The following is a 16783-nucleotide window of genomic DNA, read 5'->3' on the forward strand; positions in this document are numbered from 1 at the left end:
TGCTGAAGCAACCGCGCCTCGGCGCGAGAATGTGCCAACGGCACATTCTTTTTTAATTGCCAGGCTGTGAGTTTGAAAAGGGCCTATCTCTGAAGATATCCCTGTCAAACTTCCGTGCAAACAAATGCGGCAGCCCCAGCAGCATTTCCCGATCGGCCTCCTGGAACGTATAAGGGCTGTTCTCCGTCCCCCGCTCCCAGTCCACGTACCGCAGATTCGCCATCGAGCCGGTCTGCCCGCTTTCGTCGTAGAGATGGGCCCGGAAGGGCGAGTGAAAAGACAGGGTCTGTAGGAACAGCTCATCCGCGCAGACAGAATGAGAGAAATGTGTTCGAATCCAGTCCTCATGCTCCAGCACATACCGGACAAAATTGTCAGAGATGCTAAACCAATTGGGGCCTTTGCGGATTTGAAAATCACAGTTTTTTAATCGATTGACCCGGAACAGCCGCTGGATCAGAGTGAGCACATGATCAGCCGGTTCTGCCAGCGGAAATCTGCTTTCCCGGAAAAAATGCCACAGAGAGATTCGTTCCACTACATTTTTCGGAGCCGGAAAGTCCGGATCAAAGGCGATAAATTCTTTCCCGGCATAGGTTTCAAAAAACGTATGAATCTGCTCCGGAGATTTCAGGGGCAGATCCGATCCGGAGAGCAGATGATAATAAGTGTAATGCTCCGGCGCAGCTGCCCGAAGAAGCATCAGTTCGCAGGCTGTCTGGCTGTAGCCGCCCCAGTGGACGTCCATCCGTTCTGTAAAGTACAGCTGCGAATACGAAAGAAGGGAATCAAACTCCCGGGCGGAAAAATCAGCTGCCTTTCGATCCACATGCAGATAGATGTCATTGCGGGGATCGTCCAGCCGTTTCAGCAATATTTTCAAAAAATCAAAGTGATTATGCGCCATAATCAAAAAAGCGTGTCTGTTCATAAAAACCTCTGAAATAAAAAAATATCTGCTGTAAGTGTACCACAGAAAGAGAAAAATGAAAATGTAAAAAAATCTTTCATTTTTGTATGGAAATAAAGGCACTATACGTTCTTATAAATAGCAGAGGAAGATGGTGAGAAAAACAGATGAAAAAGATAGATAAGACGTAGCGGACATGCTATAATAGTGAAAAAAATAATGTCACGGAACAAAGACGAAAGGTGGTAATATGCGGAGACGAATCAAAAAAAAGAAGGGACTGCTCAGAGATCCGGAATATGAGAAAATCAGAGCGTGCTGGATCAGGGAGCTGGAGCAGGAAATGAAAATTCTGGAAGAACTGGCTGATAAAAAGGAAGCGGAAAATCCGGAATTTCTTTCTGAATTAAAATGTCAACTTATAAAATGAAATGGTTGACAATTGAAAATGAATTCGGTATACTGCAAAAGATGAACATAAAAAGGAGAAAAATGATGTATACTGAATCGAAAAACGGAACGAAAAAGCTTACAACCTATCAACTGACGCTCACAGCTGTGATGGCTGCTGTAATCTGTGTGCTGGGTCCCATTTCCATTGCCATCCCTGTAAGTCCGGTACCGATCTCCCTGGCCAGCATGGCTGTATATCTGGCAGTCACAGTGCTGGGCATGAAGCTGGGCACTTTAAGCTGTCTGATTTATCTGCTTCTTGGACTTGTGGGTATTCCGGTATTTGCAGGCGGAAGCGCAGGTGCGGCCAAGCTGTTCGGACCGACCGGCGGTTACCTGATAGGCTACCTGTTCCTGGCGCTGATTGCGGGAGCTTTCGTGGGCCGTTTCGCAGAAAATAAATGGAAAAATATCGCGTTTGCGGCATTGGGCATGATTCTCGGAACCATCGTACTGTATGCGCTTGGCACAGCCTGGCTGGCATACTCCGCAGGCATGGATTTTCAGGCGGCTCTGTGGGCAGGCGTTATCCCGTTTATTCCGGGCGATCTGGTGAAAATGGTCATCGCGGTACTGCTGGGAAGCGCAGTCCGGGGAAGACTGCTCCGGGCCGGGGTGCTGAAAGGAAAAAATTAGAAATTCTGATGAACAATTAGAAACTGAAATGGTCATAAACGGCATTGACTTTTTATTTACAAGCTGTTATATTGGAATGTAGAAAAAGTACATATTGCATACAGAAAGTGATTTGAAAGAAGACCGGGTTTCGCGAAAATGAGGGGAAGGAGGACACCCGTTATTTCCGTGGAGCTTGGCTTCTTTTTCGACTGTATGGCAAATTTGCATTTGAAAAAATTGAATTCAGGGAGGAATTGTTTCATGGAAACTCGTCAGGGTAAGAGCGTATTTTCCGGTGTTGCGATTGGAAAGCTTTTCATTTATAAGAAAGCAAAGCAGGTAGTGGAGAAGAGCACCATTGAGGATCCGGCTGCAGAGGTAGCCCGCTACATGGCTGCAAAAGCAAAGGCAAAAGAGCAGCTTGAGATGCTAAAGGAAAAGACAATGAAGGATGTGGGAGAGGCAGAGGCTGAGATCTTCGAGGCTCATCAGATGCTTCTGGAGGATCTGGACTTCGTTGAAGGCATCACAGGCATGATCGAGAATGACAAGGTCAACGCAGAGTACGCTGTATTTGTAACAGGCGAGCAGTGCGCGGCACTGTTCCTGAGCATGGATGACGACTATATGCGCGGACGTGCTGCGGACGTCAACGACATTTCCAGCCGTCTGATTGCCATCTTAAGCGGTACACAGGTAAGCGCAGAGGCAATGCCGGAGCCGGTGATCATCATGGCAGAAGATCTGGCACCCAGCGAGACCGTACAGTTTGAGAAGGACAAGATCCTGGCGCTGGTTACCCAGAAGGGATCCGCAAACTCTCATACCGCTATCCTGGCACGTATGATGAACATCCCCTGTATCGTTACCGCTGATATCGATCTGGATCCGGAGCTGACCGGTAAAGACGGTATCGTAGATGGTTTCACAGGCAAGATTTACATTGAGCCGGATGAAGTGACCACAGCTGTGATGACAGAGAAGAAGAAGCGCGAGGAAGAAAGAAAGCTTCTGCTTCAGAGCCTGAAGGGTCTGCCGACTGTAACCAAGAGCGGCAAGCACATCCATCTGTATTCCAATATCGGAAGTGAAGAGGATGTGGATGCTGTGCTGGCAAATGACTCCGAGGGTATCGGTCTGTTCCGCAGTGAGTTCCTGTATCTGGGCCGCGATACCTACCCGACCGAGGAGGAGCAGTTCCAGGTATATAAGAACGTTATCTCCAAGATGAATGGCAAGAAGGTCATCATCCGTACGCTGGACATCGGAGCAGACAAGCAGGCTGACTACTTCCAGATTCCGAAGGAAGAGAACCCGGCTATGGGCTTCCGTGCTATCCGTATCTGCCTGCACAGACCGGAAGTATTTAAGACACAGCTGCGCGCTATTTACCGTGCAAGTGCATATGGTACCGCTTCCATCATGTTCCCGATGATCATCTCTGTGGCGGAGGTTAAGAAGATCAAAGAGATCGTAGAGGAAGTAAAGGACGAGCTGCGTCAGGCTGACATCCCCTTCGGCGATGTGGAGCTTGGTATCATGGTGGAGACACCGGCAGCCGTTATGATTGCGGATATGCTGGCTCCGGAAGTAGACTTCTTCAGCATCGGAACCAATGACCTGACCCAGTATACACTGGCTATCGACCGTCAGAATCAGTCTCTGGACGATATCTATGATCCGCATCACGAGGCAGTACTTCGTATGATTCAGAGAACCATCGAGTGCGCGCACGCACACGGCGCATGGTGCGGTATCTGCGGAGAGCTGGGAGCAGACATGGAGCTGACACGCCGCTTTATCCAGATGGGTATCGACGAGCTGTCCGTATCTCCGGTATTTACTCTGGAACTGCGTAAGAAGATTCGCGAGGCAGAATAAGCTTCGGGTACTTTATAATGATAGTCGGCCGGAGGCAGTCCGGCTTACAGCTATAAATTTTATCAAATAAAAGGAGAATCTAACATGAAAGAGTTTAAGTATGTAGTACAGGATGAGCTGGGACTTCACGCAAGACCGGCAGGACTTCTGGTAAAGGAAGCAGCAAAGTTCAAGAGTGCCATCACTCTGGACAGCGGCGCTAAGAAAGCAGACGCTAAGAGAATCATGGCAGTTATGTCCATGGGCGTTAAGCAGGGCGTAGAGGTTACCGTTACTGTTGACGGTGAGGATGAGGATGCAGCATTCGAGGCTATCAAGACCTTCTTCGAGACCAACCTGTAAGATTATCAAATAATTTATAAAAAGAGAAAGAAGCTGCGGGAAGTGTAAAAATCTTCCTGCAGCTTCTTTTGCTTTACGGCGCTGACGAAAGGCTCTCAAACTAGATATTTTTGACCAAAAAAGTTGCGAAAAATGGAAAATAGTGCTATGGTAATATGATATTAATAGCGTGATATAATTGGGGAGAGACCGATGGAATTTGTAATGAATGAGTTGGGTGTATTAGGAGACCATTTCGGCCTGGTGATAATAGGGTGCGCAGAACTGGCAATAGCGGCGGTATATGCAGGAATACTGTTGTCAAGAAGGACGAAAAATATCCGGACAAAGCTGGCTTTGAGGGATGTGGAACAGAAATTCCTGGAGGAATTTTCCGGAAAAACGGATGAGTGCTGTATCGTCATGGAAAATCAGAACAGGCTGCCTCTGTATGCAGCAGGAAATCTGGAAGGCCTGATGGGAGTTACGCTGGATGAAATCCGGCGGGATATTCTGAGTATGGGCAGAAAATGGATAAGCTGGCGGAGGCCGCAAGAAGCACCGGTCTGGCCGTACGGCTGCGGATCCGATATCTGGTTTTAAAAAAAAAATAAATTTCGGAAAAAAGTGGTATACTATTTAACAAATGCCCGCCTGTATGGCAGGCAAATAGAAAGGCAGGAGAGAAAACGATGACCATAGAAGAATTACAGTCCTATGAGCTGGTGGAAAAGCGTGAGATTGCGGAGTTAAATTCCGTCGGCTATTATCTGAAGCATAAAAAGACAGGGGCAAAGGTATGCCTCTTATCCAACGATGATGAAAATAAGGTATTTTATATCGGCTTCCGTACCCCGGCGCCGGATGATACGGGCGTGGCCCATATCCTGGAGCATTCCGTATTGTGCGGTTCCCGGGAGTTCCCGGTAAAGGATCCCTTTGTGGAGCTGGCGAAGGGCTCCCTGAATACCTTCCTGAACGCCATGACATATCCGGATAAGACGGTGTACCCCATTGCCAGCTGCAATGATAAAGATTTTCAGAATCTGATTCATGTCTACATGGACGCGGTATTTTACCCGAATATCTATAATAAAGAAGAAATTTTCCGCCAGGAGGGCTGGCATTACGAGATGGACAGCGAGGACGGCGACCTGACTCTGAACGGCGTGGTCTACAATGAGATGAAGGGCGCGTTTTCCTCCCCGGAGGGCGTACTGGAGCGGGAGATTCTGAACTCCCTTTACCCGGATACCACCTATGCCAATGAGTCCGGCGGAGACCCGGAGTTTATTCCGGATCTGACCTGTCAGCAGTTTCTGGATTTCCATGGCCGCTATTATCATCCCTCTAATAGTTACATTTTCCTGTATGGAAACTGTGATATGGCCGAGAAGCTTCAGTGGCTTGACGAGAACTATCTGAGCCACTACGATTATCAGGAGATTGATTCTGAGGTGCAGACTCAGGCTCCCTTTGAAAAAATGCGCGAAGTGATAAAGGATTATTCCATTTCCGCAGAAGAGAGCGAGGAGGACAACACCTACCTTTCCTACAATAAATCTGTGGGCGACACCCTGGACGCGAAGCTTTATCTGGCTATGCAGGTGCTGGAGTACGTGCTTTTATCTGCCACTGGTGCGCCCTTAAAGCAGGCGCTTCTGGACGCGGGTATCGGCCACGATATTATGAGCTCCTACGACAATGGCGTAAAGCAGCCTGTTTTCTCAATTATCGCGAAAAACGCGAATGAAGATCAGAAAGACGCATTTGTAGAAGTGATTGAGAGTACCTTAAAGAAGCTGTCGGAGGAGGGATTGGATGAAAAGGCTCTCCGCGCCGGTATCAACTATTTCGAATTCCGTTACCGGGAGGCTGATTTCGGCAATTATCCGGCTGGTTTGATGTACGGCTTACAGGCCTTTGACAGCTGGCTTTATAAGGATGACAGTGCGTTCCTCCACCTGGAGGCGCTGGACAATTTCGCGTTCTTAAAAGAACAGGCGGATAAGGGCTATTTTGAAGGTCTCATTAAAACCTGTCTGCTGGATAATCCCCATGGTTCGCTGGTGCTGATTCGCCCGAGGAAGGGCCTGACCGCGGAGCAGGATGAGAAGCTTAAGAGAAAGCTGGAGGCATACAGGAACAGCCTAAGCGCGGAAGAAAAGAAGCAGATTGTGGAATTTACAAAGCATCTGAAGGAGTATCAGAGCGAGCCGTCGCCCCAGGAGGATTTGGCGAAGATTCCGCTTCTTGCCCGGGAGGATATCGACAAGAAAGCACAGCCCTTCCAGAATGAGCTGCGAAAGGCCGGAGACACCGACGTGCTCTACCATGATCTGTTCACCAATGGCATCGGTTATGTGGATCTGGTATTTCGGGCAGGCGGTATTCCGGTGGAGTTGATTCCCTATCTGGGACTTCTGAAAGCGGCCCTCGGTCAGCTAGACACAGAGCATTACACCTACGGTGATTTTGCCAATGAGCTGAATCTGCACACAGGCGGTATCTCCTGCAGTGTGGGAAGCTACGACAGCGTGCAGAACCCCCGGGATTATACGGCAGTCTTCGAGGTGAAGAGTAAGGCTCTCTACGAGGAGGAGCCCGTGGCCTTTGCTATGCTGCGGGAGATGCTGATGACCTCGAAGCTTCACGATAAGAAGCGCCTTAAGGAAATCGTGGCGGAGACCAAATCCCGTCAGCAGATGGCGTTTCAGACCTCCGGACACTCCATGGCGGCCCTTCGTGCCATGTCCTATTTCTCATCCAGCGCGGCCTTTTCCGATATGACCGGCGGCGTGGACTTTTATCATTTCATTGAAGATCTGGATACGAACTTCGAGGAGAAATGGGAGACGGCGGCAGAGAAGCTTGCAGAGCTTGCGCGGATGCTGTTCTGCCCGGAAAATCTGCTGGTCAGCTATACCGGCGAGGAAAAGAGCCTCACGGGGCTGGATAAGGAGGTTACGAAGCTGACGGCGGCACTGCATCCGAATACCGGCGCAGAGAAAAAGGTGTGGGCGCTGGTTCCGGAGCATAAGAATGAGGGCCTGAAAACCTCAGCGCAGATTCAGTATGTGGCCCGGGCCGGAAGCTTCCGGGCAGCGGGACTTCCGTACATCGGAGCCTTGAAGGTACTGCGGATCATCATGAGCTACGATTACCTCTGGAATAATGTGCGTGTGAAGGGCGGCGCTTACGGCTGCATGAACAATTACACCCGCACCGGCAGCGGCTATCTGGTATCCTACCGGGATCCGAACCTTCGGAAGACCAATGAGATATTTGAGAAGAGCGTGGATTACACAGAGCATTTCGATGTATCCGATCGCGATATGACCAAGTATATCATCGGAACCATCAGCTCCATGGATACGCCGCTGAACGCCAGAGCCAAGGGCATGCGTTCCTTAAGCGCCTGGATGACCGGAGTCACCGAAGAACAGGTACAGAAGGAGCGGGACGAGGTGCTTGGCTGTGGTATCGAAGAGATCCGCGCGTTGGCGCCCTACCTGAAAGCAATGCTTTCCCAGAACCATATCTGTGTCATTGGAAATGAGGAAAAGCTGGAGGAACAGAAGGATCTGTTTGAGGTGACGGAGAGTCTGTTCCACTAAGAGATAACCGGTGGACGCCTCTGCGTCCGCCGTACATAAAATGGAGAATGTATATGGAAAATAACAATTGTAAATCCGGTTTTGCCACTCTGATTGGCCGGCCTAACGTGGGAAAGTCCACCCTGATGAACAAGCTGATCGGCCAGAAAATCGCCATCACATCCAATAAGCCCCAGACCACAAGAAACCGTATCCAGACGGTCTATACCTGCGACGAGGGACAGATTGTATTCCTGGACACGCCGGGTATCCACAAGGCCAAGAATAAGCTGGGCGAGTATATGGTCAATGCGGCGGAGCGGACGCTGAAAGAGGTCGATGTAATTCTGTGGCTGGTGGAGCCCACCACCTTCGTGGGCGCAGGCGAGCAGCATATCGCGGAGCAGCTGAAGAAAGTAAAGACTCCGGTGATTCTGGTTATCAATAAGACGGACACGGTGAAGAAGGAGGAGCTGCTGGCGGTCATCGATACCTACCGGAAGCTCCACGAGTTTGACGAGATTGTACCAGTATCCGCCTTAAGCGGCGATAATACCGACACCCTTATCAAGCAGATTTTCAAATATCTGCCCTACGGACCGAAGTTCTATGACGAGGATACAGTGACCGATCAGCCCATGCGTCAGATCGTGGCGGAGCTTATCCGGGAGAAGGCTCTGCGCTGCCTGAATGAGGAGATTCCCCACGGTATCGCGGTATCCATCGACAAGATGAAGGAGCGGCCAAACGGCAGGGTCTGCGATATCGACGCTACCATCATCTGCGAACGGGATTCCCATAAAGGCATCATCATCGGAAAGCAGGGAAGCATGCTTAAAAAAATCGGAAGCGCAGCCCGCTATGAGATCGAGGATATGCTGGAGATGAAAGTGAATCTGCAGCTCTGGGTCAAGGTCAAGAAGGATTGGCGGGACAGCGATTTTCTGATTAAGAACTTTGGTTATGATAAGAAAGATTTGGAAATGTAAGAAGTAACGAACCGTGCCGTTTACCATTTATTTGCGGGCATACCTGTGCGGAATCTGGATACATTAAGAGTAGATTCAGAATTACATGATAACAGGGGCGAAGCACATGACATGGGAACAGTTTGAACTGACCGGAGCGGTGGAGGACTACTTAAGCTACAAAGGGATTACCCGGGATCGGGCGTCAGATGACGCACGGGAGAAAGGAGAAAGCCGGAGGGCGGATACGGAATATGGGACAAATGATCACAGTGACCGGCCTGGTGTTGGCGGCTTATCCCCAGGGGGATTATGACAAGCGCATCATCCTTCTGACCCGGGAACGGGGCAAGATTACAGCCTTTGCCAGAGGGGCCAGGCGGCAGAACAGTCCTCTTCTGGCGGTCTGCAATTCCTTTGTCTTCGGCGAATTTTCGGTCTACGAGGGCCGTACCTCTTATAATCTGATGCAGGCGAAGGCGTCCAATTACTTTCATGAGCTCAGCGGCGATTTCGAAGGGGCCTGCTACGGGTTCTATTTCTGCGAGCTGGCGGAATATTATACCAGAGAGGCCAACGATGAGCTGCAGATGCTGAAGCTTCTGTATCAGTCCTTGAGAGCGTTATGTAAATCAAACATCCCCAACGAATTGATCCGTTACATATATGAACTGAAGGTGCTGGTGGTGAACGGCGAATGTCCGCCGGACTTCGGGCAGTTGGACATTTGCGAATCCACTTTGTATACCTTACAGTATATTGCGGCCTCATCCATCGAAAAATTATATACCTTTAACGTGTCGCAGCAGGTGCTGGGAGAGCTGCGGTTTGTGCTGCACCGGTACCGGGAGCGGTATATGGAGGGGCATTTTAAGTCGCTGGATGTTCTGGAGACCTGTGTGAAGTGAATTTTCAGTTGAAAAATGCCGGGAAAGACGCTATACTATATGGGATTCCCTGAGGTAATTACCTCAGAAGAGAAGTGGGAGGAGTATCGATGAGAAAATCAGTCTGTTTCTGTCTCCTGATCTGTATGTTATCGGTTCTGATCGGCTGCGGCGGTTCTGTCCCCAAGGAGAGTACGATTGCGGTAGACAAAAAAGGAAAGATAACCGACACGATTGTGGAGGAATTTGACAAGGATTTCTACGATTCCGAAGAGCTTCAAGGTGAGATAGAGTCGGAGCTTGCAGAGTATAATAAGAACTATGCCACCGACCATATCACCATGAAGAAGTTCGAGGTAAAGGACGGGACTGCGACCCTGCAGCTGGTCTTTGACGGAAGCGAATACTATGAGGATTACACGGAGACGACGCTGTTCAACGGAACCGTGGCGGAAGCGCAGGCCGGGGGTTATGAGCTGAACGGCGAACTGCTTGATGCAGACGGGGCGAAGCTCTCACTGGGTGACCTGGACGGCGCGGACGAGGCGAAGGTTCTGGTGATGGAGACCGATGAGACTGTGAAGGTAGAGGTTCCCGGCACGATTCTTGCGGTATCCGCAGGAGGCAATGTAAATGTAACCGGTAAAAAGCAGGCGGCTGTCGCAGACGGCGGACTGTCATATATCATTTATAAGTAAGCGAAGAGGAGAAAAGCAAATGGAAAAGACAATGGACAAAATTGTATCTCTGGCAAAGGCAAGAGGCTTTGTATATCCGGGCTCTGAGATTTACGGCGGTCTGGCCAACACCTGGGATTACGGCAATCTGGGCGTAGAGCTTAAGAACAATGTAAAGCGCGCATGGTGGCAGAAATTCGTACAGGAGAATCCGTACAACGTGGGTGTAGACTGTGCCATCCTGATGAACCCGCAGACCTGGGTAGCGTCCGGACATCTGGGCGGCTTCTCCGACCCGCTGATGGACTGCAAGAGCTGTAAGGAGCGTTTCCGTGCCGATAAGCTCATCGAGGACTATATGGCTGAGAACGGCATTGAGATCGAGGGCTCTGTAGACGCATGGTCCCCGGAAGAAATGAAGGCTTATGTGGATGAGCACAATATCTGCTGTCCGTCCTGCGGAAAGCATGATTTCACCGATATCCGTCAGTTCAACCTGATGTTCAAGACCTTCCAGGGTGTTACCGAGGATGCGAAGAATACCGTATACCTCCGTCCGGAGACTGCGCAGGGTATCTTTGTAAACTTCAAGAACGTACAGAGAACCTCCAGAAAGAAGATCCCGTTTGGTATCGGACAGATTGGTAAGTCCTTCCGTAACGAGATTACACCGGGTAACTTCACCTTCCGTACCAGGGAGTTCGAGCAGATGGAGCTGGAGTTCTTCTGCAAGCCGGGTACTGACCTGGAGTGGTTCGCTTACTGGAAGCAGTACTGCATCGATTGGCTGAAGTCCCTCGGCATGAAGGATGACGAGATGCGTGCCCGCGATCATTCTCCGGAGGAGCTGTGCTTCTACAGCAAGGCGACTACGGACCTTGAGTTCCTGTTCCCGTTCGGCTGGGGCGAGCTGTGGGGCATCGCAGACAGAACCGATTATGACCTGACTCAGCATCAGAATGTATCCGGACAGGATATGTCCTACTTTGACGATGAGTCCAAGGAGAAATACATCCCCTACGTTATCGAGCCGTCATTGGGCGCGGACCGCGTAGTTCTGGCGTTCCTGTGCGCAGCCTACGACGAGGAGGAGCTGGAGGGCGGCGACGTGCGTACCGTGCTTCATTTCCATCCGGCACTGGCACCGGTGAAGATCGGCGTGCTGCCCCTGTCCAAGAAGCTGAACGAGGGCGCGGAGAAGATCTTCGCGCAGCTTAGCAAGAAGTATAACTGTGAGTTTGATGACAGAGGTAATATCGGTAAGAGATACCGTCGTCAGGACGAGATCGGTACCCCGTTCTGCGTGACCTATGACTTTGAGTCTGAGACAGATGGCGCGGTTACTATCCGTGATCGTGATACCATGGAGCAGGTTCGTGTGAAGATTGACGAGCTGGATGCTTACTTTGTGGAGAAATTCACATTCTAATTTTATTTCATATAGGATGAAACAGGAAAAATGCACCCTTGACTAACGTCAGCCAGGGGTGCATTTTTCCTGTTTCTGACTATGAAAGACGGGGGTTCGGTCTACGATGACGTCCATCCCAGAGAAAGAGGCTGCCGGTCTGCCCGTCGGAACGTTAGCTGATTTTCCGTAGGGACGGGCAGACCGGCAGCCTCTTTCTCTGCACATAGCATCAATCCGCCAAATCTGGATATGTGGATTCCTGTGAGATAGTTAAAAAATAAACAAAAACAGTTCCGCAATTCGGGTAAAGTTTATGATAAATCCACGAAATAAGCTTGACAAATATTACGAGTGTGTTACACTATACATGTGCGCAGGGTTTGGTCGTTGACCACAGATCCCGCGCTATTTTTATGCATTGGGAGAGAACGCATAGATAGCCGGGATCAAACATAATTAACAGGAGGAAAACAGGGCAATGGCAAAATGGGTTTATTTATTCAAAGAAGGTAATGCGCAGATGCGTAATCTTCTGGGTGGAAAGGGAGCAAATCTGGCAGAGATGACAGGTCTGGGACTCCCCGTACCGCAGGGCTTTACTATCACAACAGAGGCCTGCACCCAGTACTACGAGGACGGACAGGAAATCAACGATGAGATCATGGGACAGATCAACGAGTATATCGGCAAGATGGAAGAGATCACCGGCAAGAAGTTCGGTGACGCGGAGAATCCGCTGTTGGTATCCGTTCGTTCCGGTGCTCGTGCATCCATGCCGGGTATGATGGACACCATTCTGAACCTGGGTCTGAACGAGACCGTAGTAAACGCAATCGCAGAGAAATCCGGCAATCCCCGCTGGGCATGGGACTGCTATCGGAGATTTATTCAGATGTACTCTGACGTTGTAATGGAAGTAGGAAAGAAGTACTTCGAAGAACTGATTGACGCTATGAAGGAGAAGAAGGGCGTTAAGCAGGACGTAGAGCTGACAGCAGAAGACCTGAAGGAGCTGGCAAACCAGTTCAAGGCAGAATATAAAGAGAAGATCGGCGCAGACTTCCCGGATGATCCGAAGGAACAGCTGATGGGAGCAATCAAGGCTGTATTCCGTTCCTGGGACAACCCCCGTGCGAACGTATACCGTCGTGACAACGATATCCCCTATTCCTGGGGAACGGCAGTTAACGTACAGTCCATGGCATTCGGTAACATGGGCGACGACTGCGGTACCGGCGTAGCCTTCACCCGTGACCCGGCTACCGGTGAGAAGGGACTGTTCGGTGAGTTCCTGACCAATGCACAGGGCGAGGACGTAGTAGCAGGCGTTCGTACTCCGATGCACATCTCTGAGATGGGCGAGAAGTTCCCGGAGGCATTTGAGGAGTTCAATAAGGTTTGCAAGATCCTGGAGGATCATTACAGAGATATGCAGGATATGGAGTTTACCGTAGAGCACGGCAAGCTGTACATGCTGCAGACACGTAACGGTAAGAGAACCGCACAGGCAGCTCTGAAGATTGCCTGCGACCTGGTAGACGAGGGCATGCGTACAGAGGAAGAGGCTGTAGCTATGATCGACCCGCGTAACCTGGATACACTGCTTCATCCGCAGTTCGACGCTGCAGCGCTGAAGGCAGCTACACCGGCCGGCAAGGGTCTGGGAGCTTCTCCGGGAGCAGCATGCGGACGCATCGTATTTACCGCAGAGGATGCTGAGAAATGGGATGAGAGAGGCGAGAAGGTTGTTCTGGTTCGTCTGGAGACCTCTCCGGAGGATATCACAGGAATGAAGGTTGCACAGGGTATCCTGACCGTTCGTGGCGGTATGACCTCCCATGCGGCAGTTGTTGCCCGTGGAATGGGAACCTGCTGTGTATCCGGCTGTGGCGATATCGCTATGGACGAGGCAAATAAGAAATTTACACTGGCTGGCAAGGAGTACCATGAGGGAGACTGGATTTCCATCGACGGTACTACAGGTAATATCTACGATGGACAGATCCCGACCGCGGACGCAAAGATCGCAGGCGAGTTCGGCCGCGTTATGGCATGGGCTGACAAGTTCAGAACCCTGAAGGTTCGTACTAATGCGGATACACCGGCGGATGCGAAGAAAGCACGCGAGCTGGGTGCTGAGGGTATCGGTCTGTGCCGTACCGAGCATATGTTCTTCGAGGAAGACAGAATCGCTGCATTCCGTGAGATGATCTGCTCCGATACCGCAGAAGAGAGAGAAGCAGCACTGGAGAAGATCCTGCCCTATCAGCAGGGAGACTTCGAGAAGCTGTACGAGGCTCTGGAGGGATGCCCGGTTACCATCCGTTTCCTGGATCCGCCTCTTCATGAGTTTGTTCCCACTGAGGAAGCTGATATCGAGAAGCTGGCAGAGGCACAGGGCAAGTCTGTAGAGAACATCAAGAACATCATTGCGTCCCTGCATGAGTTCAACCCGATGATGGGCCACAGAGGCTGCCGTCTGGCTGTTACCTATCCGGAGATCGCGAAGATGCAGACCAGAGCTGTCATCCGCGCGGCTATCAATGTAAAGAAGGCACACGCTGACTGGAATGTAAAACCGGAAATCATGATCCCGCTGGTATGTGAGGAGAAAGAGCTGAAATTTGTAAAGAAGGTTGTAGTAGAGACTGCAGACGCTGAGATCGCGGCAGCAGGCATCGACCTGAAGTATGAGGTAGGTACCATGATCGAGATCCCGAGAGCAGCCCTGACCGCAGACGCTATCGCGAAGGATGCGGACTTCTTCTGCTTCGGTACCAACGACCTGACCCAGATGACCTACGGCTTCTCCCGTGACGACGCAGGCAAGTTCCTGAACGCGTACTACGACAAGAAGATCCTGGAGAACGACCCGTTCGCGAAGCTGGATCAGACAGGCGTAGGCAAGCTCATGGAGCTGGCTATCAAGCTTGGCAAGCCGGTAAATCCGAACCTGCATGTAGGTATCTGCGGCGAGCACGGCGGAGACCCGTCTTCCGTAGAGTTCTGCCATAAGATTGGCCTGGACTATGTATCCTGCTCACCGTTCCGTGTACCGATTGCAAGACTGGCGGCAGCACAGGCAGCTATCAGCGAGGCACGTTAATTGAGCCAACATGTTTTTTAGGAACTTTTGAGATCCCAAAAGATTTCATGAGGAAGAGCGGTAAGCTTTATTATGGCGAACATCGCGTTTTCCGGTTCCCGGAAAAAACTTGAATTTAAGTTATTTTTAGTATAGGGAGTCTGTTACAGACTCCCTATACTTTTATAATGAAAAATATAAAGTGCTATAAGCGGATTAGTATATTTGAATCTATTGTTTGCATTTTTTTGAAGTGTTCGAGGTGTTTTAACAAGAAAATTCCCCGAGAGCTTTCTTGAATTTGTTTAATCAACTGTCAGATAGAGACAAGGAAGATGAGTATGGGAAGAATGTAATCAATTATGCCATTAATAGAGGATGTTAACCGTTCTTATAACCAGATTAAAAATTTCAATTACAAAGAGGTCTAATATATGTGTAAGAGTTTTATGGATATAGAAGACGGTGATCTTTGTTTTTCTACGTCTGACAATATGGCAATGGATTCGGAGGGCCATATGATGATGAATAACACCTTTGTTCCGATTCAAGATCCAACAGTTCACATTTTGATATTTCCATTACACAACGGAGTAAAGAATTGAAAAGGAACAGAATTCGACACAATCCGAAAAACAAACAAAAATCAATAGAAATTGCGGTTTGTAATCGCAAAACCTATTGATTTTTTGATGCGCCTGCGGTATCATGGAACCATGGAGGTGATTCCTATGATAAACAGACCGCTTTACGTCGATATGATTATGGCATACACGGATACACCTTTTGTAAAAGTGTTGACGGGTGTTCGTCGCTGCGGAAAATCTACAATTCTTAAACTGATGATAGAAAAGCTGCAAAAGGAACAGAATATTCCGTCTGAACAGATTGTGAGCATGCGTTTTGATTCCATGGAGTATGAGGATATGACAGCGAAGGATATGTTCAAAGCTGTCAAGGAAAAGCTCAGTCCGAATGGGAGAACGTATCTCTTTCTGGATGAAGTTCAGGAAATTAGCGGCTGGGAGAAAGTAGTGAATTCCCTGGCAACGGATTATGATGTTGACCTTTATGTGACAGGCTCTAATTCCAGAATGATGTCTTCAGAAATAGCGACTTACCTGACCGGACGATATGTTTCTTTCCGTATCTATACACTTTCTTTTCGGGAATATCTGGAATTCAAAAAGCAGTATACACAGATAAAGGATATCCATGCTGAGCTGGCAGACTATATCCGCTTGGGCGGCTTTCCTGCAACACATCTGCGAGAGTATTCACAGGATGAGGTTTATACGATTGTCCGGGATATCTATAATTCTACAATTTTCTCAGATATCGTAAAGAGAAACCAGATTCGTAAGATCGACCAGCTGGAACGGGTGGTTCGATACACATTTGCGAATGTGGGAAATTCATTCTCAGCAAAATCAATTTCTGATTATCTGAAATCAGAGCATCGTTCAATCGACAATGAAACAGTGTACAGTTATCTGGAAAAGCTGGAAAAAGCATATCTTCTTCATCGTTGTTCCCGTTATGACCTGCGCGGAAAGGAGATTCTGAAAACGCAGGAGAAGTTTTATCTTGCCGATACTGCTTTGCGTTATAGTGTGCTGGGCTATACACCGGATAGTGTCGCTTCCAGTCTGGAAAATGTGGTATATCTGGAACTTTGCAGACGAGGATATGACGTGACGATTGGGAAAACGCCGGATGGTGAAGTCGATTTTGTGGCGCAGAAGCAGAATGATCGGTTATATGTGCAGGTCACACAGGAGATTAAATCCGAAAAAACAGAAAAGCGTGAATATGAACGACTGCTGGAAATTCGGGATAACTATCCGAAGTATGTTTTGAGAACCGATGAATTTGCCGGAGGCAATTACCAGGGAATTAAGAGTATGCACATTGCAGATTTTTTGTTGAGTTCAGAATATTAACGTAGAGGGCGGCGGCAAGCCGCCCTTTTTCCA

14 protein-coding genes are annotated in these 16783 nt (G+C 49.4%); 13 read left to right on the top strand and 1 reads right to left on the bottom strand.

All coding sequences use genetic code 11. The features are described 5' to 3' along the window. Positions 1–52 precede the first annotated feature (52 nt). Positions 53–931 (bottom strand): beta-1,6-N-acetylglucosaminyltransferase, encoded by an 879-nt coding sequence (locus WMO29_RS13685; RefSeq protein WP_349165126.1) that lies wholly within the window; start codon positions 929–931, stop codon positions 53–55. A gap of 229 nt (positions 932–1160) precedes the next feature. Here WMO29_RS13685 and WMO29_RS13690 point away from each other — a divergent pair, with 229 nt between their 5' ends. From WMO29_RS13690 to WMO29_RS13750, 13 genes are all read left to right on the top strand, one after another. Beyond that, positions 1161–1340, top strand: coding sequence for a hypothetical protein (locus WMO29_RS13690; protein ID WP_349165127.1), 180 nt, complete (start codon positions 1161–1163; stop codon positions 1338–1340). Positions 1341–1402: 62 nt separating this feature from the next. After that, positions 1403–1999 carry a biotin transporter BioY gene (locus tag WMO29_RS13695; protein WP_349165129.1) on the top strand — a complete coding sequence of 199 codons (597 nt, stop codon included), beginning with the start codon at positions 1403–1405 and terminating at the stop codon, positions 1997–1999. A 243-nt stretch (positions 2000–2242) separates the two neighbouring features. Next, a complete protein-coding gene (gene ptsP / locus WMO29_RS13700; RefSeq protein WP_178038102.1) occupies positions 2243–3862 on the top strand; it encodes a phosphoenolpyruvate--protein phosphotransferase in 1620 nt (539 codons plus the stop codon). A gap of 84 nt (positions 3863–3946) precedes the next feature. Beyond that, positions 3947–4204 carry an HPr family phosphocarrier protein gene (locus WMO29_RS13705; protein WP_178038103.1) on the top strand — a complete coding sequence of 86 codons (258 nt, stop codon included), beginning with the start codon at positions 3947–3949 and terminating at the stop codon, positions 4202–4204. A 192-nt stretch (positions 4205–4396) separates the two neighbouring features. Further along, the gene (locus WMO29_RS13710) at positions 4397–4786 is read left to right on the top strand and encodes a hypothetical protein (RefSeq protein WP_349165130.1); all 390 of its coding nucleotides are present in this window, start codon (positions 4397–4399) and stop codon (positions 4784–4786) included. Between the two features lie 89 nt (positions 4787–4875). Then, complete coding sequence (locus WMO29_RS13715) at positions 4876–7800, top strand: insulinase family protein (protein ID WP_349165132.1); 2925 nt, start codon at positions 4876–4878, stop codon at positions 7798–7800. A 53-nt stretch (positions 7801–7853) separates the two neighbouring features. Next, complete coding sequence (era, locus tag WMO29_RS13720; protein ID WP_178038106.1) at positions 7854–8768, top strand: GTPase Era; 915 nt, start codon at positions 7854–7856, stop codon at positions 8766–8768. A gap of 106 nt (positions 8769–8874) precedes the next feature. After that, a complete protein-coding gene (locus tag WMO29_RS13725; RefSeq protein ID WP_349165134.1) occupies positions 8875–9063 on the top strand; it encodes a hypothetical protein in 189 nt (62 codons plus the stop codon). Then, the gene (gene recO / locus WMO29_RS13730) at positions 9002–9655 is read left to right on the top strand and encodes a DNA repair protein RecO (protein WP_349165136.1); all 654 of its coding nucleotides are present in this window, start codon (positions 9002–9004) and stop codon (positions 9653–9655) included. The genes WMO29_RS13725 and recO overlap by 62 nt, the downstream gene beginning before the upstream one ends. Before the next feature lie 89 nt (positions 9656–9744). Continuing rightward, a complete protein-coding gene (locus WMO29_RS13735; protein WP_349165137.1) occupies positions 9745–10332 on the top strand; it encodes a hypothetical protein in 588 nt (195 codons plus the stop codon). Positions 10333–10351: 19 nt separating this feature from the next. Continuing rightward, positions 10352–11740 carry a glycine--tRNA ligase gene (locus WMO29_RS13740; protein WP_349165138.1) on the top strand — a complete coding sequence of 463 codons (1389 nt, stop codon included), beginning with the start codon at positions 10352–10354 and terminating at the stop codon, positions 11738–11740. Between the two features lie 460 nt (positions 11741–12200). Beyond that, positions 12201–14828: a pyruvate, phosphate dikinase gene (gene ppdK, locus WMO29_RS13745; RefSeq protein WP_349165140.1), complete on the top strand. Its 2628-nt coding sequence runs from the start codon at positions 12201–12203 to the stop codon at positions 14826–14828. A 710-nt stretch (positions 14829–15538) separates the two neighbouring features. Next, positions 15539–16750, top strand: coding sequence for an ATP-binding protein (locus tag WMO29_RS13750; protein ID WP_349165141.1), 1212 nt, complete (start codon positions 15539–15541; stop codon positions 16748–16750). Positions 16751–16783 lie beyond the last annotated feature (33 nt).

It is taken from the genome of Laedolimicola intestinihominis, assembly GCF_040096155.1.
GTDB lineage: Bacteria > Bacillota > Clostridia > Lachnospirales > Lachnospiraceae > Laedolimicola > Laedolimicola intestinihominis.